Annotated in this window: 16 protein-coding genes; 13 read left to right on the forward strand and 3 right to left on the reverse strand. The window is 73.5% G+C overall.

Features of this window, described 5'->3' with window-relative positions:
* The first annotated feature begins 506 nt into the window (after positions 1-506).
* The 5 genes from ACFVYR_RS34280 (at position 507) to ACFVYR_RS34300 (ending at position 5,376) form a co-directional block, all read left to right on the forward strand.
* Positions 507-1,943 (forward strand): NAD(P)H-hydrate dehydratase, encoded by a 1,437-nt coding sequence (locus ACFVYR_RS34280; protein WP_384250397.1) that lies wholly within the window; start codon positions 507-509, stop codon positions 1,941-1,943.
* 66 nt (positions 1,944-2,009) lie between these two features.
* Positions 2,010-3,161, forward strand: a complete 1,152-nt coding sequence (gene alr / locus ACFVYR_RS34285; RefSeq protein WP_384250395.1) for an alanine racemase — start codon at positions 2,010-2,012, stop codon at positions 3,159-3,161.
* Positions 3,162-3,185: 24 nt separating this feature from the next.
* Positions 3,186-4,400, forward strand: a complete 1,215-nt coding sequence (locus ACFVYR_RS34290) for an alpha/beta fold hydrolase (protein ID WP_384250392.1) — start codon at positions 3,186-3,188, stop codon at positions 4,398-4,400.
* 61 nt (positions 4,401-4,461) lie between these two features.
* Positions 4,462-4,974: a tRNA (adenosine(37)-N6)-threonylcarbamoyltransferase complex ATPase subunit type 1 TsaE gene (gene tsaE / locus ACFVYR_RS34295; RefSeq protein WP_384250390.1), complete on the forward strand. Its 513-nt coding sequence runs from the start codon at positions 4,462-4,464 to the stop codon at positions 4,972-4,974.
* Between the two features lie 192 nt (positions 4,975-5,166).
* The gene (locus ACFVYR_RS34300; protein ID WP_384250387.1) at positions 5,167-5,376 is read left to right on the forward strand and encodes a hypothetical protein; all 210 of its coding nucleotides are present in this window, start codon (positions 5,167-5,169) and stop codon (positions 5,374-5,376) included.
* Positions 5,377-5,396: 20 nt separating this feature from the next.
* On the opposite strand, the gene ACFVYR_RS34305 is transcribed toward ACFVYR_RS34300, so the two are convergent.
* The gene (locus ACFVYR_RS34305; RefSeq protein ID WP_384250384.1) at positions 5,397-5,951 is read right to left on the reverse strand and encodes a hypothetical protein; all 555 of its coding nucleotides are present in this window, start codon (positions 5,949-5,951) and stop codon (positions 5,397-5,399) included.
* A 167-nt stretch (positions 5,952-6,118) separates the two neighbouring features.
* Here ACFVYR_RS34305 and tsaB point away from each other — a divergent pair, with 167 nt between their 5' ends.
* The 4 genes from tsaB to ACFVYR_RS34325 are packed head-to-tail and all read left to right on the forward strand — an operon-like array spanning position 6,119 to position 8,664.
* Complete coding sequence (gene tsaB / locus ACFVYR_RS34310; RefSeq protein WP_384250380.1) at positions 6,119-6,775, forward strand: tRNA (adenosine(37)-N6)-threonylcarbamoyltransferase complex dimerization subunit type 1 TsaB; 657 nt, start codon at positions 6,119-6,121, stop codon at positions 6,773-6,775.
* Between the two features lie 41 nt (positions 6,776-6,816).
* Positions 6,817-7,299, forward strand: coding sequence for a ribosomal protein S18-alanine N-acetyltransferase (gene rimI, locus ACFVYR_RS34315; protein ID WP_384250748.1), 483 nt, complete (start codon positions 6,817-6,819; stop codon positions 7,297-7,299).
* Positions 7,292-8,404 (forward strand): tRNA (adenosine(37)-N6)-threonylcarbamoyltransferase complex transferase subunit TsaD, encoded by a 1,113-nt coding sequence (gene tsaD / locus ACFVYR_RS34320; protein ID WP_384250377.1) that lies wholly within the window; start codon positions 7,292-7,294, stop codon positions 8,402-8,404. Before rimI ends, tsaD begins: the two co-directional genes overlap by 8 nt.
* Positions 8,401-8,664 carry a hypothetical protein gene (locus tag ACFVYR_RS34325; protein ID WP_384250374.1) on the forward strand — a complete coding sequence of 88 codons (264 nt, stop codon included), beginning with the start codon at positions 8,401-8,403 and terminating at the stop codon, positions 8,662-8,664. Before tsaD ends, ACFVYR_RS34325 begins: the two co-directional genes overlap by 4 nt.
* Positions 8,665-8,676: 12 nt before the next feature.
* Here the strand turns inward: ACFVYR_RS34325 and ACFVYR_RS34330 are convergent, their stop codons facing one another.
* Entirely contained in the window at positions 8,677-9,273 is a 597-nt protein-coding gene (locus tag ACFVYR_RS34330) for a class I SAM-dependent methyltransferase (RefSeq protein ID WP_384250371.1), read from the reverse strand.
* 169 nt (positions 9,274-9,442) lie between these two features.
* On the opposite strand from ACFVYR_RS34330, the gene ACFVYR_RS34335 reads away from it, so the two are divergent.
* Both ACFVYR_RS34335 and ACFVYR_RS34340 read left to right on the forward strand, forming a co-directional pair.
* Positions 9,443-9,799: a YciI family protein gene (locus tag ACFVYR_RS34335; protein ID WP_384250367.1), complete on the forward strand. Its 357-nt coding sequence runs from the start codon at positions 9,443-9,445 to the stop codon at positions 9,797-9,799.
* 196 nt (positions 9,800-9,995) lie between these two features.
* Positions 9,996-11,231 carry an RNA polymerase sigma factor gene (locus ACFVYR_RS34340; protein WP_384250745.1) on the forward strand — a complete coding sequence of 412 codons (1,236 nt, stop codon included), beginning with the start codon at positions 9,996-9,998 and terminating at the stop codon, positions 11,229-11,231.
* Positions 11,232-11,241: 10 nt separating this feature from the next.
* On the opposite strand, the gene ACFVYR_RS34345 is transcribed toward ACFVYR_RS34340, so the two are convergent.
* Positions 11,242-12,492: a methyltransferase domain-containing protein gene (locus ACFVYR_RS34345; protein ID WP_384250364.1), complete on the reverse strand. Its 1,251-nt coding sequence runs from the start codon at positions 12,490-12,492 to the stop codon at positions 11,242-11,244.
* A gap of 82 nt (positions 12,493-12,574) precedes the next feature.
* Here ACFVYR_RS34345 and ACFVYR_RS34350 point away from each other — a divergent pair, with 82 nt between their 5' ends.
* Positions 12,575-13,495 carry a polysaccharide deacetylase family protein gene (locus ACFVYR_RS34350; protein ID WP_384250361.1) on the forward strand — a complete coding sequence of 307 codons (921 nt, stop codon included), beginning with the start codon at positions 12,575-12,577 and terminating at the stop codon, positions 13,493-13,495.
* A gap of 589 nt (positions 13,496-14,084) precedes the next feature.
* Entirely contained in the window at positions 14,085-14,393 is a 309-nt protein-coding gene (gene groES, locus ACFVYR_RS34355) for a co-chaperone GroES (protein WP_384250359.1), read from the forward strand.
* The last annotated feature ends 41 nt before the right edge of the window (positions 14,394-14,434 follow it).

Consider the following 14,434-nt stretch of genomic DNA (forward strand, 5'->3'; position numbering starts at 1 on the left):
TACTCGCTATCCCTGCGTCACGCTGCCCGGACAATGGGGCTACAGGATGCTCGGTGCTCCGTTCGCACATACCCCCACGTCCCCTCCGGCCGGTTTGGCGGCTGCGGCCCGGTGGGGGTGCACCTGGTCGCGGCCGCGGCCCGGTGGTGGTGCACCTGCCCCGGGGGCCGTTCTCGGCTGCGGGCCGGTGGGGGGGCTCGCTGCCTCGACTCCGGCTGTGCGATGCGGGGCGACGCCCACCCACCCGCCCTGCTCCGCTGCTCGCAGCGGGGCTGACGCCCACCCACCCGCCCTGTTCCGCTGTGCGATGCGGGGCTGACGCCCACCCGCCCGCCCCTACTTCCGCCGTGCGGTGCGGGGCAAACGGGTGGGTGGGTGGGATGCATCCGCCGCGGAGCGGCGGGCCTGTTCGTAGCCGCTGAGGGGAGACGGGGGCAGCCCACCCACCCGCCCCATCCGTCGCGGAGCGGCGGGTCTGTTCCTGGTCCCGGAGGGAGACTGGGGCCATGCGGACTGCGTACAGCGTGGAAGATGTCAGGGAGAGCGAGCGCACGCTGATGGCCCAGGGGCCAGAAGGCGTGCTGATGCAGCGCGCGGCGGCAGGCCTGGCCGCCGAGTGCGCGCGCCTGCTCGGCAGGGTGTACGGGGCACGGGTCACCCTGCTGGTCGGCAGCGGTGACAACGGCGGCGACGCCCTGTACGCCGGGGCCCGGCTCGCCCGCAGGGGCGCGGGCGTCAGCGCCGTGCTCCTCGCCCCGGAGCGCACGCACCCCGGCGGGCTCGCCGCACTGCGCGCCGCCGGCGGTGCGGTGGTGGACGCCGGTGAGGAGCGGGCCGAGGGCGTGGTGGCCCGCGCCAGGCTCGTCGTCGACGGGATCGTCGGCATCGGCGGCCGGGGCGGGCTCCGGGAGCGCGCCGCGCGACTCGTCGCCGCCGCGCGGGAGGCGACGGTCGTCGCCGTGGACCTGCCCAGTGGCGTCGACGCCGACACGGGCGAGGTGCCGGGCGACGCGGTGCGCGCCGATGTGACGGTGACCTTCGGGGCGTACAAGCCGGGGCTGCTGATCGATCCGGGCCGGGAGTACGCCGGTACCGTGCGGCTGGTCGACATCGGGCTCGAACTCCCGGACGGCGAGTGCCAGGTGGAAGCCCTGCAATTCGCCGACGTGGCCCGGTTGCTGCCGGTGCCGGGCGGCGAGAGCGACAAGTACCGGCGCGGGGTCGTGGGGGTCGTCGCCGGGTCCGCCAGGTACCCGGGCGCCGCCGTGCTCGCCGTGGCGGGCGCCCTGCGCGGCGGCGCGGGCGCCGTGCGGTACGTGGGGCCCGCCGCCGACGCCGTCATCGCCCGCTTCCCCGAGACCCTGGTGTCCGCCGGGCCCCCGTCGAAGGCGGGCCGCGTGCAGGCCTGGGTCGTGGGGCCCGGGATCGGGGACGACGAGGAGCGGCTGCGGGACGTGGTCGACGCCGACGTGCCGGTCCTGATCGACGCCGACGGGCTGCGGCTCGCGGGGGAGCGGGCCGTACGGGCACGGCGCGCGCCCACGCTGCTCACGCCCCACGCAGGAGAGGCCGCCGCGCTGCTCGGCGCGGACCGCGAGCAGGTCGAGGCGGGTCGGCTCTCCGCCGTACGGGAGCTCGCCGGGCGGTACGGGGCGACGGCGCTGTTGAAGGGGTCCACCACACTGGTGGCGTCGGCGCGGGGCCCCGTACGCGTCAACCCCACCGGGACCGCCTGGCTCGCCACCGCGGGCAGCGGCGACGTGCTGTCCGGGCTCGCGGGGTCCCTGCTCGCGGCGGGGCTGACGGCGCGGGACGCGGGATCCGTCGGCGCGTACCTGCACGGGCTCGCCGGACGACGCGCGGCGGACGGCGCCCCCACGAGCGCGCAGGACGTCGCCGACGCGATTCCCGCGGTGTGGCGGGAGGTCCGGCGGCCCGGGTAGCCGGGCACGGGCGCTCGAACACGCGGGCGCCGGGCCCGGTGGCGGGCTCTGAGACACTGGTCCGCGATGAACGAGACAGCCCCTTTCCGTGTCCGCGCCGAGATCGATCTCGCCGCCCTCCGCGCCAACGTGCGCTCGCTGCGCGCCCACGCGCCGGACGCCGCGTTCATGGCCGTGGTCAAGGCGGACGCGTACGGACACGGAATGGTGCCCTGCGCCAAGGCCGCAAGGCAGGCGGGCGCCACCTGGATCGGCACCGCCACACCGGAGGAGGCCCTGGCCGTGCGCGCGGCGGGCGTACCCGGGCGGATCATGTGCTGGCTGTGGACGCCGGGCGGCCCCTGGCGCGAGGGCGTCGAGGCAGACCTGGACATGTCGGTGAGCGCGCTGTGGGCGCTGCGCGAGGTGAGCGCCGCCGCCCGCGCGGCGGGGCGTACCGCGCGTATCCAGCTCAAGGCCGACACAGGCCTCGGGCGCAACGGCTGCATGCCGGCCGACTGGCCCGAGCTGGTCGCCGAGTCCCTGCGCGCCGAGGCCGACGGTCTGGTCCGGGTCACCGGTCTCTGGTCGCACTTCGCCTGCGCCGACGAGCCGGGCCACCCCTCGGTCGCCGCCCAGCTGACGGTCTTCCGCGAGATGGTCGCGTACGCCGAGGCCCGGGGGATACGCCCCGAGGTGCGGCACATCGCCAATTCCCCGGGGACCCTGACGCTGCCCGAGACGCACTTCGATCTCGTACGGCCCGGCATCGCGATGTACGGCGTCTCGCCGAGCCCCGAGGTGGGCACCCCGCAGGACTTCGGCCTTCGCCCCGTCATGACGCTCTCCGCCTCGCTCGCCCACGTGAAGCACGCCCCGGCCGGCCACGGCGTGAGCTACGGCCACCACTACGTCACCCCCGGTGCGACGACCCTAGGCCTGATCCCCGCCGGATACGGCGACGGCGTCCCGCGGCACGCCTCCGGCAGCGGTCCCGTCCTCGTCGGCGGCAAGCTGCGGACGGCGGCGGGCCGGATCGCGATGGACCAGTTCGTGGTCGACCTCGGCGGGGACGAGCCCGAAGTGGGCGCCGAGGCCGTGCTGTTCGGCCCCGGCGACCGCGGCGAGCCGACCGCCGAGGACTGGGCGCAGGCCGCGGGCACCATCGCCTACGAGATCGTCACCCGCATCGGATCGCGCGTACCGCGCGTCTATGCGAACGAGCGGTCCGACGACTGACCAGGAACTGACGAGGAGCGGCACGTGAGCGAGAGCAGCACGGGGGCTGCCGCGGCGGAAGCGGTGACGGAGGTCGCCGCCGCGGCCGGGAACTGGCGCCGGGCCGGGGTGGCGGGCGCCGCGATAGGCGTCATCGCCGCGGGCGCGGCCGCCGGTGTCGCCATAGAGCGGATGACCGTGGGCCGCGGCATGCGCAAGAAGGCGCGGCTCGCGCTCGACGCGTCGGGGCCGTACGGCTCGCTGCGCGGCATGCCCGGCACGGCGTACGCGGACGACGGCACGGAGCTCGCCTACGAGGTCGAGGAGGTCGAGGAGGGCAGCGGCCAGAGTTCGCGGCGGCGGCGCCTCTTCGGCCGCCGGGCCCCCGCGCCGTTCACCGTCGTCTTCAGCCACGGCTACTGCCTGAACCAGGACTCCTGGCACTTCCAGCGCGCCGCACTGCGCGGCGTCGTGCGCGCCGTCTACTGGGACCAGCGCAGCCACGCCCGCTCGGGGCGCGGCGTCGACCAGCTCGAGCGGAAGGCGCCGGTCTCCATCGACCAGCTCGGGCGCGATCTGAAGGCCGTCATCGACGCCGCCGCGCCCGAGGGGCCGCTCGTCCTCGTCGGGCACTCCATGGGCGGCATGACGACGATGGCCCTCGCCGACCAGTTCCCCGAGCTGATCCGCGAGCGCGTCGTGGGCGTCGCCCTGGTCGGCACGTCATCGGGGCAGCTCGGAGAGGTGAACTTCGGGCTGCCCGTGGCGGGGATGAACGCGGTCCGGCGGGTGCTGCCCGGCCTGCTGCGGGCGCTCGGTTCGCAGGCCGAGCTGGTGGAGAAGGGGCGGCGGGCCACCGCTGACCTCTTCGCGGGCGTCATCAAGCGCTACTCGTTCTCGCAGAAGGACGTGGACCCGGCCATCGCGCGGTTCGCGGAGCGGATGATCGAGGCGACCCCGATCGACGTGGTCGCGGAGTTCTACCCGGCCTTCGCCGAGCACGACAAGGCGGAGGCGCTGAAGCACTTCGCCGAGCTGCCGGTGCTCGTGCTCGCCGGTGACAAGGACCTGGTCACGCCGAGCGAGCACAGCGAGGCGATCGCCCAGCGGCTGCCCGACGCCGAACTGGTCCTGGTCCCGGACGCCGGGCACCTGGTCATGCTGGAGCACCCGGAGGTGGTCATGGACCGCCTCGCGGACCTGCTCGTGCGGGCGGGGGCCGTACGGACGGCCGACCGCGCGGGCGGCACGGGCGGCTGAGGCGGCGCGGGCGAGGCGAGGACGGACCGGGCGGGCCCCGCCAGCCGCTACCGTGGTCGGTATGGAAGCACCGCACCACCAGGCCCCCACCGGCGTACTCAACCTCACGGTCAACTCCCCCCGCCAGATGGGCGAGTTGGGCCGCCGCCTGGCCAAACTCCTGCGCCCCGGCGACCTCGTCATGCTCACCGGCGAGCTCGGCGCCGGCAAGACGACGCTGACCCGCGGCCTCGGCGAGGGCCTCGGCGTGCGCGGCGCCGTCACGTCGCCGACCTTCGTCATCGCCCGTGTCCACCCGCCGCTCGGCGCCGGGCCCGCCCTCGTGCACGTCGACGCGTACCGCCTGGGCGGCGGGCTCGACGAGATGGAGGACCTGGACCTCGACGTCTCGCTCCCCGAATCGGTGATCGTCGTGGAGTGGGGCGACGGCAAGGTCGAGGAGCTCTCGGACGACCGGCTGCACGTCGTCATCGACCGGGCGACCGGGGACACGACGGACGAGGTGCGCGAGGTGACGCTCACCGGGCTCGGGCAGCGGTGGGCGGACGCCGACCTGGAGTCGCTGGCGGCCTGAGAGCCCGTCTTCGAGCCCCCGCCCACGCCCCGGCGGCCCGTGCTCCCGCGGGCCGCCCTCGTACGTTCGCCCGAACGTTCCGACAAGTCGTCGGCAAAATGTTGCGCTGTGTGCGTCGCGCGTGGTCACATGGATGGAGATCCTGGTTAGGTCTACCTAACCATGTCTGCCCCCGGAGCCCAGGAGGCATCCATGTCGGCTTCAGAACACGACGTAAGGCCGCAGTCGCACCGGCTGCCGCGGCCGTCGGTCGCACCGGGCCCCGCACAGCTGTCGATGAGCGATCTGCTGGCGTCCTGCGCCGCGGCGACGGCGGTCTCCACGCCGCCGTGCCACCCGGCCACGGAGGACGCGGCCCCTGCCGCGAAGCGGCGGCCCGCCCGGCGCGCGGACAGGCTCTGAGGGCCTGTGTCACAGGCCGCTCAGGGGATGACGACGACCTTCCGGTCGCGCGTCGCGAACTCCCACATCGCCTTGCCGTCCTCCCGCGACTCGCGGATGCCGCCGGTCTTCTTCGCCGGGTCCGGCTTCGGCGTAGCGCCGTTGACCGCCGCGCTGAAGCCGATCGAGGTCGGCCCGACGGCCGTGAACCGCACGACGTGCTCGACCGCCGTGCCGTCCGTGCCCATGACGGAGCCGTTGCGGGAAGTGACGGTGTAGGTGCCCGGCGGCGGGTCGACCGTGCCCGGCGTGACCTCGTACGTCAGCAGCAGCTTCCCGGACTCCTCGACCAGCCAGACGCGGTCCTCGCCCACCGAGTACACGACGCGCTGCCCCGACCCGGAGTTCGCCGGCACCGCCTTCGGGTCCGCCTTCTCCTTGGGGGAGCGCGGCGCGGCGGCCGAGGGGGAGCGCTTGCCGGGGTCCTTGGCCTGGTGGTCCGATGCGCTGGCCGAGGCCTGATAGGCGAGGAAGCCGACCGCCGCGAGTGCGGCGGCGGTGAGCCCGGCCACAAATCCCGAGCTGCTCCTGGACACCTTGCGCCACCCACCTTTTCGTACCGCGTACGGCTGCCGTGTTGACGGTAGCAGCAGCCGCGCCCCAACCCGGGGCAACCGCACCCCGCGCCGGTCCGCCGCCGGCGCGGCGCCGCTCTGATGCCGGTCCGGCCGTGCGCCGCGCCCGGGAGCCGTAGGCTGTTCGCGTGCTCTTGCTCGCTCTGGATACCGCAACGCCCGCCGTCACCGTCGCCCTCCACGACGGCTCCGCCGTCATCGCGGAGTCGACCCAGGTCGACGCCCGGCGCCACGGAGAACTGCTGCTTCCGGCCGTCGACCGGGTACTCGCCGACGCGGGCCTCGGGCTCGACGCGGTGACCGGCATCGTCGCCGGGGTGGGCCCCGGCCCCTACACCGGCCTGCGCGTCGGCCTGATGACCGCCGACACGTTCGGCCTCGCGCTCGGCGTCCCCGTGCACGGTGTGTGCACGCTGGACGGCCTCGCGTACGCGTCCGGCATCGAGGAAGGCCCCTTCGTGGTGGCCACCGACGCCCGGCGCAAGGAGGTCTACTGGGCCCGGTACGACGACGCGCGCACCCGTACGGGTGAAGCGGCCGTCGACCGGCCCGGGGACATCGCCGCCGAGGTCGCGGGCCTCCCCGCGGTCGGCGCCGGCGCGCTGCTCTACCCCGACACCTTCCCCGACGCCCGGGGGCCCGAGCACGTCTCGGCCGCCGCGCTCGCCTCCCTGGCCGCCGAGCGGCTCGCGGCCGGCGCGGAGCTCCTGGAGCCCAGGCCGCTCTACCTGCGCCGCCCCGACGCGCAGGTGCCCAAGAACTACAAGGTGGTCACCCCCAAGTGACCCAGGTGATCCGGACCACCGAGGCCGCCGTGCTGCGCGAGATGCGCTGGTGGGACATTGACGCGGTGTTCGCCCTGGAGAAGGAGCTCTTCCCGGACGACACCTGGTCGCGCGGGATGTTCTGGTCCGAGCTCGCCCACGCGCGCGGCCCCCTCGCCACCCGCCGCTACGTGGTGGCCATGGACGGCGACCGCCTCGTCGGGTACGCGGGGCTCGCCGCCTCCGGGGACCTGGCGGACGTCCAGACCATCGCCGTGGCCCGCGACCACTGGGGCACGGGCCTCGGCGCCCGCCTCCTCACCGACCTGCTCCAGGCCGCGACCGCTTTCGAGTGCGCCGAGGTGATGCTGGAGGTGCGGGTCGACAACACCCGGGCGCAGAAGCTGTACGAGCGCTTCGGCTTCGAGCCCATCGGCTTCCGGCGCGGCTACTACCAGCCCGGCAACGTGGACGCCCTGGTCATGCGCCGCACCGATCCCTCCACTTCCGTATCAGGCGTACAAGGAACCGAGATTCATGGCTGACCTGCGCGACGAACCCCTCGTCCTCGGCATCGAGACCTCCTGCGACGAGACCGGCGTCGGCATCGTCCGCGGCACCACGCTGCTCGCGGACGCCATCGCCTCCAGCGTCGACGAGCACGCCCGCTTCGGCGGCGTGGTCCCCGAGGTCGCCTCCCGCGCCCACCTCGAAGCGATGGTGCCGACCATCGAGCGCGCCCTGAAGGAAGCGGGCGTCAGCGCGAAGGACCTCGACGGCATCGCGGTCACCGCGGGCCCGGGCCTCGCGGGCGCGCTCCTCGTCGGCGTCTCGGCCGCCAAGGCGTACGCGTACGCCCTCGGCAAGCCGCTCTACGGCGTGAACCACCTCGCCTCGCACATCTGCGTGGACCAGCTGGAGCACGGGCCGCTGCCCGAGCCGACCATGGCGCTCCTGGTCTCCGGCGGCCACTCCTCGCTGCTGCTCTCCGCCGACATCACCTCGGACGTACGCCCGCTCGGCGCGACCATCGACGACGCGGCGGGCGAGGCCTTCGACAAGATCGCGCGGGTGCTGAACCTCGGCTTCCCGGGCGGCCCCGTCATCGACCGGTACGCGCGCGAGGGCGACCCGACGGCCATCGCCTTCCCGCGCGGGCTCACCGGCCCGCGCGACGCCCCGTACGACTTCTCCTTCTCCGGGCTCAAGACGTCCGTCGCCCGCTGGATCGAGGCGAAGCGGGCCGCGGGCGAGGAGGTGCCGGTGCGGGACGTCTCGGCGTCCTTCCAGGAGGCGGTCGTCGACGTACTGACCCGCAAGGCCGTGCGCGCCTGCAAGGACGAGGGCGTCGACCACCTCATGATCGGCGGAGGCGTGGCCGCCAACTCGCGCCTTCGGGCGCTCGCGCAGGAGCGGTGCGAGAAGGCCGGCATCCGGCTGCGCGTGCCGCGCCCCAAGCTCTGCACGGACAACGGCGCGATGGTCGCGGCCCTCGGCGCGGAGATGGTGGCGCGCAACCGGTCTGCCTCGTCATGGGACCTGTCGGCGGACTCCTCGCTGCCGGTGACGGAGCCGCACGTGCCGGGGCACACCCACAGCCACGACCACGACCACGTGCACGAGGTCAGCAAGGAGAACCTGTACTCGTGACCGTCGCGCTGATGTGGGAGGCCCGTGCCGTCGAGGGGCAAGGGGCCGAACTCCTCGCGTGGGCGCGGGAGCAGCGGTTCGACGGCGGGCGCGGGCCGCTGCGCCGGGAGGCCTTCCGGGCGCCGCAGGACCGGGTGCTCGTCATCACCTGGTGGGACGCGGCTCTCGACGACGCGCTGCCCGAGCTGCCCGAGCCCCCGGCGGAGCTGGTCACGCGGGCGGTGCACCGGTGGCGGTTCGAGTCGGTCGAGGGCGGTTAGCCGCAGGCGCGGTCAGGCCGCGGCGGGCTTGCGGTAGGTCAGCAGGTAGCGCCAGAAGAGCAGTTGGCGTACGCGGGCCTCGGGCAGGAGACGGGCCGTCTCGGCGCGGATCTGCGGGAGCCGCATGTCCGGCGGGCGCACGGGGGGCTTGAGCGAGGGCGTGTACGTGCCGCGCAGGCGCTCCGTCGCGTACACCGTCGCCCGTGCCACCGCGTTGGCGGGCGACGCCACGACGTCCCACCGCGTCATCCCGGCGTAACAGCCGAGGACGAGCAGGGCGCCGCCCGGCGCGAGGGCGTCGCGCAGGCGCGTGAGGGTGGTGAACGGCATGTGGTGCAGGCTCGCCAGGCAGGTGATGACGTCGTAGTGGCCCCCGGGAAGCTCCTCCCCGGTCACGTCCGCCCGACGGTAGCGGGGCCCTCCACCGAGGGCCTCGGCCTCCGCGACCACCGCGGCCGAGGGATCGACGCCGTCGACCTCGTAACCGCGCGCCGCGAGACGGCGGGCGAAGCGACCGGTGCCGCAGCCGACGTCGAGAGCGGTGCGGCCGTGCGGCGGCAGGCTCCGTAACAGGAGGCGATGGTAGTGGTCGTTGTGGTCGAAGGGCATGCGGACGAGCCTGGCACAGCCCCTCGGAGCACCGGAAGCACCCGCCTGTGACCTGCGCGGAGAAGAAACTTCGAGAAATCTCGGCGACGATGTCGAAACGGGCGTCTCCCGTTCGACGCAGGGGTGAGAGGCGAGGAGAAGCCCCGCCACCACCCGATGGGAGACCGCGATGCCGCGCTACCTGACGATGATCCGTATCGACGAGAACAACGCCCCCGAGGGCGGCCCGAGCCCCGAGCTGCAGGAGCGCATGGGCGCGCTGCTCGAAGAGATCACGAAGGCCGGGGTGCTGCTCGACACCGCGGGCCTGCGGCCGACCTCGGAGGGTTCCCGGGTGACCTGGGACAAGGGCGAGCTGTCCGTCACCGACGGGCCGTTCACCGAGACCAAGGAGGTCGTCGGCGGCTACTCGATCTGTCAGGCCAAGGACATGGCCGAGGCGGTCGAGTGGACCAAGCGCTTCCTGAAGACCCACGAGGACTACTGGACGGTCACGGCGGAGGTCAGGGAGATCGAGGAGGGCTAGTCCGCCCGTTGCGTCCTGGCCAGCGTCTGTCGTTCGGATTTCGTTCGGATCCGACCGGTCCAGGTCGGCGGGTCCCAGCCTTTGCGGGGGGTGCGCGGGGGTGTTCTGATGGGTGGCCGTGAGCCATCCGCCGGAGCACCCCCGCCGCACATCGCCGGAGCGGCAGCCCCGCCACACCGTCGAGACCGTCTTCCGCATGGAGTCGCCGCGCATCATCGCCGGTGTCACGCGGATCGTACGAGACGTCGGCATCGCCGAGGAACTGGCGCAGGACGCCCTCGTGGCCGCCCTCGAACAGTGGCCCGAGCAGGGCGTCCCCGACAACCCGGGCGCCTGGCTCATGGCCACCGCCAAACACCGCGCCATCGATCTCGTACGCCGCCGCGAGCGCTACGCAGCGAAGCTGGCGGAGGTCGGCCGCGACCTGGAGACCACCCAGGCGCGGGTGGCCGAGCCCGCCGCCCCCGACGACATCGACGACCCCGACGACATCGACGACGACCTGCTCCGCCTCATCTTCACCGCCTGTCACCCGCTGCTCTCCGCCGAGGCCCGGGTGGCGCTCACGCTCCGGCTGCTCGGCGGCCTGACCACCGGGGAGGTCGCCCGCGCCGTGCTCGCCGCCGAATCGGCCGTCGCACAGCGCATCGTGCGGGCCAAGCGCATCCTCGCCACCAAGGACATCGCCTTCGAGGTCCCGAGCGGCCCGGAGCGCGCGACCCGCCTCCACTCGGTCCTCGAAGTCATCTACCTCATCTTCAACGAGGGGTACGCGGCCACAGCGGGCGACGACTGGCTGCGCCCGGCGCTGTGCGAGGACGCCCTGCGCCTGGCACGGGTGCTCACGGGCCTCATGCCGAAGGAGTCCGAAGTGCACGGCCTCGCCGCGCTCCTGGAGCTGCAGGCGTCGCGCTCCGCGGCACGCACGGGCCCCTCCGGCGAGGCGGTGCTGCTGAAGGACCAGAACAGGGCCCGCTGGAACCGGATGCTGATCCGGCGCGGTTACGCGGCCCTGGCACGGGCCCACGACGCGGCGGACTCCTCCCGGGCGCTCGGCCCGTACGCCCTCCAGGCCGCGATCGCCGCCTGCCACGCCCAGGCGCACACGTACGCGGAGACCGACTGGCAGCAGATCGCCGTGCTCTACGGCCTGCTCGCCGCCCGCACCCCCTCCCCGGTCGTCGAGCTGAACCGCGCGGTCGCGGTCTCGATGGCGCAGGGGCCCGAGCCGGGCCTCTCGCTCGTCGACGCGCTCACCGCCGAACCGGCGCTGAAGGACTACCACTTGCTACCCAGCGTCCGCGGCGACCTCCTGGAGCGGCTCGGCAGGCCGGCCGAGGCCTGCGCGGAGTTCGAGCGGGCGGCGTCGCTTGCGCGCAACGAGCGGGAACGGGAGCTGCTCCTCGCGCGGGCGGCTTCCTGCCGGCTCTGAGCCGGCCCTGTCAGGGCCGCACGCCCGGAGCGGGGTGCCCGATCAGCATCGTCGGCGCGCCCGCCACCCGGGTCAGGAAGACGGTCGCGGCGTTCTTCCCCTGCGGCTTCACCTTGCGCCGCAGCTCCTCCGGCTCGACGGCGGAGCCGCGCTTCTTCACGGTGAGGATGCCGACCCCGCGCTCCCGCAGCACCGCCTTCAACTTCTTCACGCTGAAGGGGAGTTGGTCGGTGATCTCGTAGGCGGTGGCGTACGGGGTCTCGTGCAGGGTGTCGGAGGTGACGTACGCGATGGTCTCGTCGATCAGGCCGCCGTCGACCCGGGCGGCCACCTCGGCGACCAGGTGCGCGCGGATGACGGCGCCGTCCGGCTCGTAGAGGTAGCGCCCGACGGGTCGTACGCCGGGGTCGGGCAGCATCGTCGCCAGCGAGGACCACAGGGAGGCGCCGCCGGGCAGGAGCGTCGCGCGGTGCGAGGAGGGGGCCTTCGTGCCGAACCACAGCACGGCCTCCTTCACGTCGCCGCCGTCCGAGATCCACTCGGCCGCGGCCTCGGCGGGGACCGCCTCGTGCGGGATGCCGGGGGCGATCTTCAGCGCGGCGCGCGGCGCCCTGAGTGCCGCTCCGACGGCCCAGGACAGGGGCGGTGAATAGGCCTCGGGGTCGAAGATGCGGCCGCGCCCCGAGGAGCGCCGCGCCGGGTCCACGAACACCGCGTCGTACGCCGAGGTGTCCACCTCGGTGACATCGGCCTCGCGGACCTCGATCAGCCCGTCGAGCCCCAGGGCCTCCGCGTTGGCGCGGGCGACCGCGCAGGTCAGCGGAGCGCGGTCGACGGCGAGGACGGAGATGCCGGCCCGCGCGAGAGCGAGGGCGTCGCCGCCGATGCCGCAGCACAGGTCGGCGAGCGAACGCACGCCGAGGGCCTTGAAGCGCTCGGCGCGGTACGTGGCGACGGAGGAGCGGGTCGACTGCTCGACGCCGTTCGGCGTGAAGAACATCCGGGCCGCGTCCCCGGCGCCGAACTTCGCCGCGGCCCGCTGCCGCAGCCGGGCCTGGGCCAGCGCCGCGGAGACCAGGGCGGCGGGGTGCTCGCGGCGCAGCCGCGTCGCCACGGCGAGCTCCTGCGCGGGCTCGACGTCCCGCACCTCGTCGAGCAGGGCCCGGCCCTCCTCGGTGCGGAGGGCGGCGAAGGCGGCGAGGGGGTCGTCGAGGTCGGTCGCGTGGCCGCTCGGCGTGTTCGGGTCGTTCACCCGCCCCATTGTGGGCCAGTCGGTGGATGGTGCGCGGCCGGTGGCGGTGTCGGAGCCCCGACACGACCTTGAGCTGCGAGGATCCGGCGCCATGCAACTGGTAAGACAAAAAGAAAAATACGCCAGAAGACGGAAGAACCGGGTGCGCGCCGCGGTGGCCGTCCTGACCGCCTCGGCGATCGCGTCGGGCTGCGCGTCCGCGGGCGACGGCGTGGAGCCCGCACCCGGCCAGCAGCCGCTCGACGCCCCGCCCGCCCGCGCCCTCGACTCCTACGCCCGCAAACTCGCCGCCGTCCAGATCGCCCGGGTCGCGGCGGCCAAGCGCTGGGGCCTTGCGAAGCCTCCGCTCGCCGCGCCCCCGCCGCCCAGGACCAAGCCCCGCATCACGACCCGCAAGGGCTTCGAGGTCAAGGGCCAGTCGAGCCTGCCGCCGGTCTTCACGACGGTCCCCACCAAGGAGAAGGTCGTCTTCCTGACCATCGACGACGGCGCCGAGAAGGACCCGGCGCTGCTGCGGATGATGGGCGAGCTGCACCTTCCGTACACCGCGTTCCTCAGCGACTACCTCGTCAAGAAGGACTACGGCTACTTCAAGAAGATGCAGGACCGCGGCGTCACCCTGAACAACCACACCCTCAACCACCGCTACCTGCCCGGACTCTCGTACGAGCAGCAGCGCCACGAGATCTGTGGCATGCAGGACGTCATCATGCAGCACTACGGCAAGCGCCCCGAGCTCTTCCGCCCGCCCTACGGCAACTACAACGAGGACACCCTGCGCGCCGCCAAGTCCTGCGGCGTCAAGGCGGTGCCGCTGTGGGCGTCGGAGGGCTTCGCCGATCACATGGAGTGGCGCGAGTGGGACAAGGACCTGCACCCCGGCGACATCATCCTCACGCATTTCCGGGGGCGTAAGGACTGGGAGGGCACCATGCCCGACATGGTCCGCCGGGTCATGAAGACCGTCACGGACAGGGGCTACGCGGTGGCCAGGCTGGAGGACTACCTGTGAGCCCCCGGGCGCGAGCGCGCCGCCGCCTCCTCGCCGGGGCCCTGCTGTGCGGAGTGCTCGCGCCCGCACTGCTGGCGGGCTGCGCGGAATCAGTGGATCCAATCGAACGCCTGGGCAGAAAGGCAACCCAGAAGATCCCCCCGCACCACCGCACCACCCCGCCCGGCACCCTCCACTCCACAGTGGCCCCTGGCGCCCCCCGCCCCACGGCGACCCCTGGCGCCCCCCGCTGTGGGCAGGCGTTCCGCTGGGCGGAACGGGTGGGCACAGCCCCCGGTGCCGAGCAACGTGAATCAGGGCGCCCACAAGTCGCGGGAGGGGAACCCAAAGCCCCCGAGAACCGTTGCCCCGACAGGGAAAAATCGCCGCCCGCCCCGCCCAGGGGCACCAACATCGACTGAAGCCCGACGCAGCCGATTGGCACTCCGCTTGACCGAGTGCTAATCCCCGTCCTAGTCTCACTTCTGGCACTCCCCATTGGAGAGTGCCAACAGCGACGGGCAGGTCCGGCACCCGCGACGACGGATCCACCTGGTCGCCACACTCAGACTCTTAACCCCGTGAGATCTCCGAAGGGGGAGACCGGATCGTGACGACCGCCAGCTCCAAGGTTGCCATCAAGCCGCTCGAGGACCGCATTGTGGTCCAGCCGCTCGACGCCGAGCAGACCACGGCCTCCGGCCTGGTCATTCCGGACACCGCGAAGGAGAAGCCCCAGGAGGGTGCTGTCCTCGCCGTGGGCCCGGGCCGCTTCGAGAACGGCGAGCGCCTTCCGCTCGACGTGCAGGTCGGCGACGTCGTTCTGTACAGCAAGTACGGCGGCACCGAGGTGAAGTACAACGGCGACGAGTACCTCGTCCTCTCGGCTCGCGACGTGCTCGCGATCGTCGAGAAGTAGTTCACCGCTTCACCTGCTGCACCTGCTTCACCAGCAGATTT

The organism is Streptomyces sp. NPDC058284, assembly GCF_042881135.1.
Lineage (GTDB): Bacteria > Actinomycetota > Actinomycetes > Streptomycetales > Streptomycetaceae > Streptomyces.

What these genes read in the sequence shown, in the direction of transcription:
- ACFVYR_RS34280 (WP_384250397.1), top strand. Translation starts at nt 507, where the DNA reads ATGCGGACTGCGTACAGCGTGGAAGATGTCAGGGAGAGCGAGCGCACG.
- alr (WP_384250395.1), top strand. Translation starts at nt 2,010, where the DNA reads ATGAACGAGACAGCCCCTTTCCGTGTCCGCGCCGAGATCGATCTCGCC.
- tsaE (WP_384250390.1), top strand. Translation starts at nt 4,462, where the DNA reads ATGGAAGCACCGCACCACCAGGCCCCCACCGGCGTACTCAACCTCACG.
- ACFVYR_RS34300 (WP_384250387.1), top strand. Translation starts at nt 5,167, where the DNA reads ATGTCGGCTTCAGAACACGACGTAAGGCCGCAGTCGCACCGGCTGCCG.
- rimI (WP_384250748.1), top strand. Translation starts at nt 6,817, where the DNA reads ATGCGCTGGTGGGACATTGACGCGGTGTTCGCCCTGGAGAAGGAGCTC.
- tsaD (WP_384250377.1), top strand. Translation starts at nt 7,292, where the DNA reads ATGGCTGACCTGCGCGACGAACCCCTCGTCCTCGGCATCGAGACCTCC.
- ACFVYR_RS34330 (WP_384250371.1), bottom strand. Translation starts at nt 9,273, where the DNA reads ATGCCCTTCGACCACAACGACCACTACCATCGCCTCCTGTTACGGAGC.
- ACFVYR_RS34335 (WP_384250367.1), top strand. Translation starts at nt 9,443, where the DNA reads ATGCCGCGCTACCTGACGATGATCCGTATCGACGAGAACAACGCCCCC.
- ACFVYR_RS34340 (WP_384250745.1), top strand. Translation starts at nt 9,996, where the DNA reads ATGGAGTCGCCGCGCATCATCGCCGGTGTCACGCGGATCGTACGAGAC.
- ACFVYR_RS34345 (WP_384250364.1), bottom strand. Translation starts at nt 12,492, where the DNA reads ATGGGGCGGGTGAACGACCCGAACACGCCGAGCGGCCACGCGACCGAC.
- ACFVYR_RS34350 (WP_384250361.1), top strand. Translation starts at nt 12,575, where the DNA reads ATGCAACTGGTAAGACAAAAAGAAAAATACGCCAGAAGACGGAAGAAC.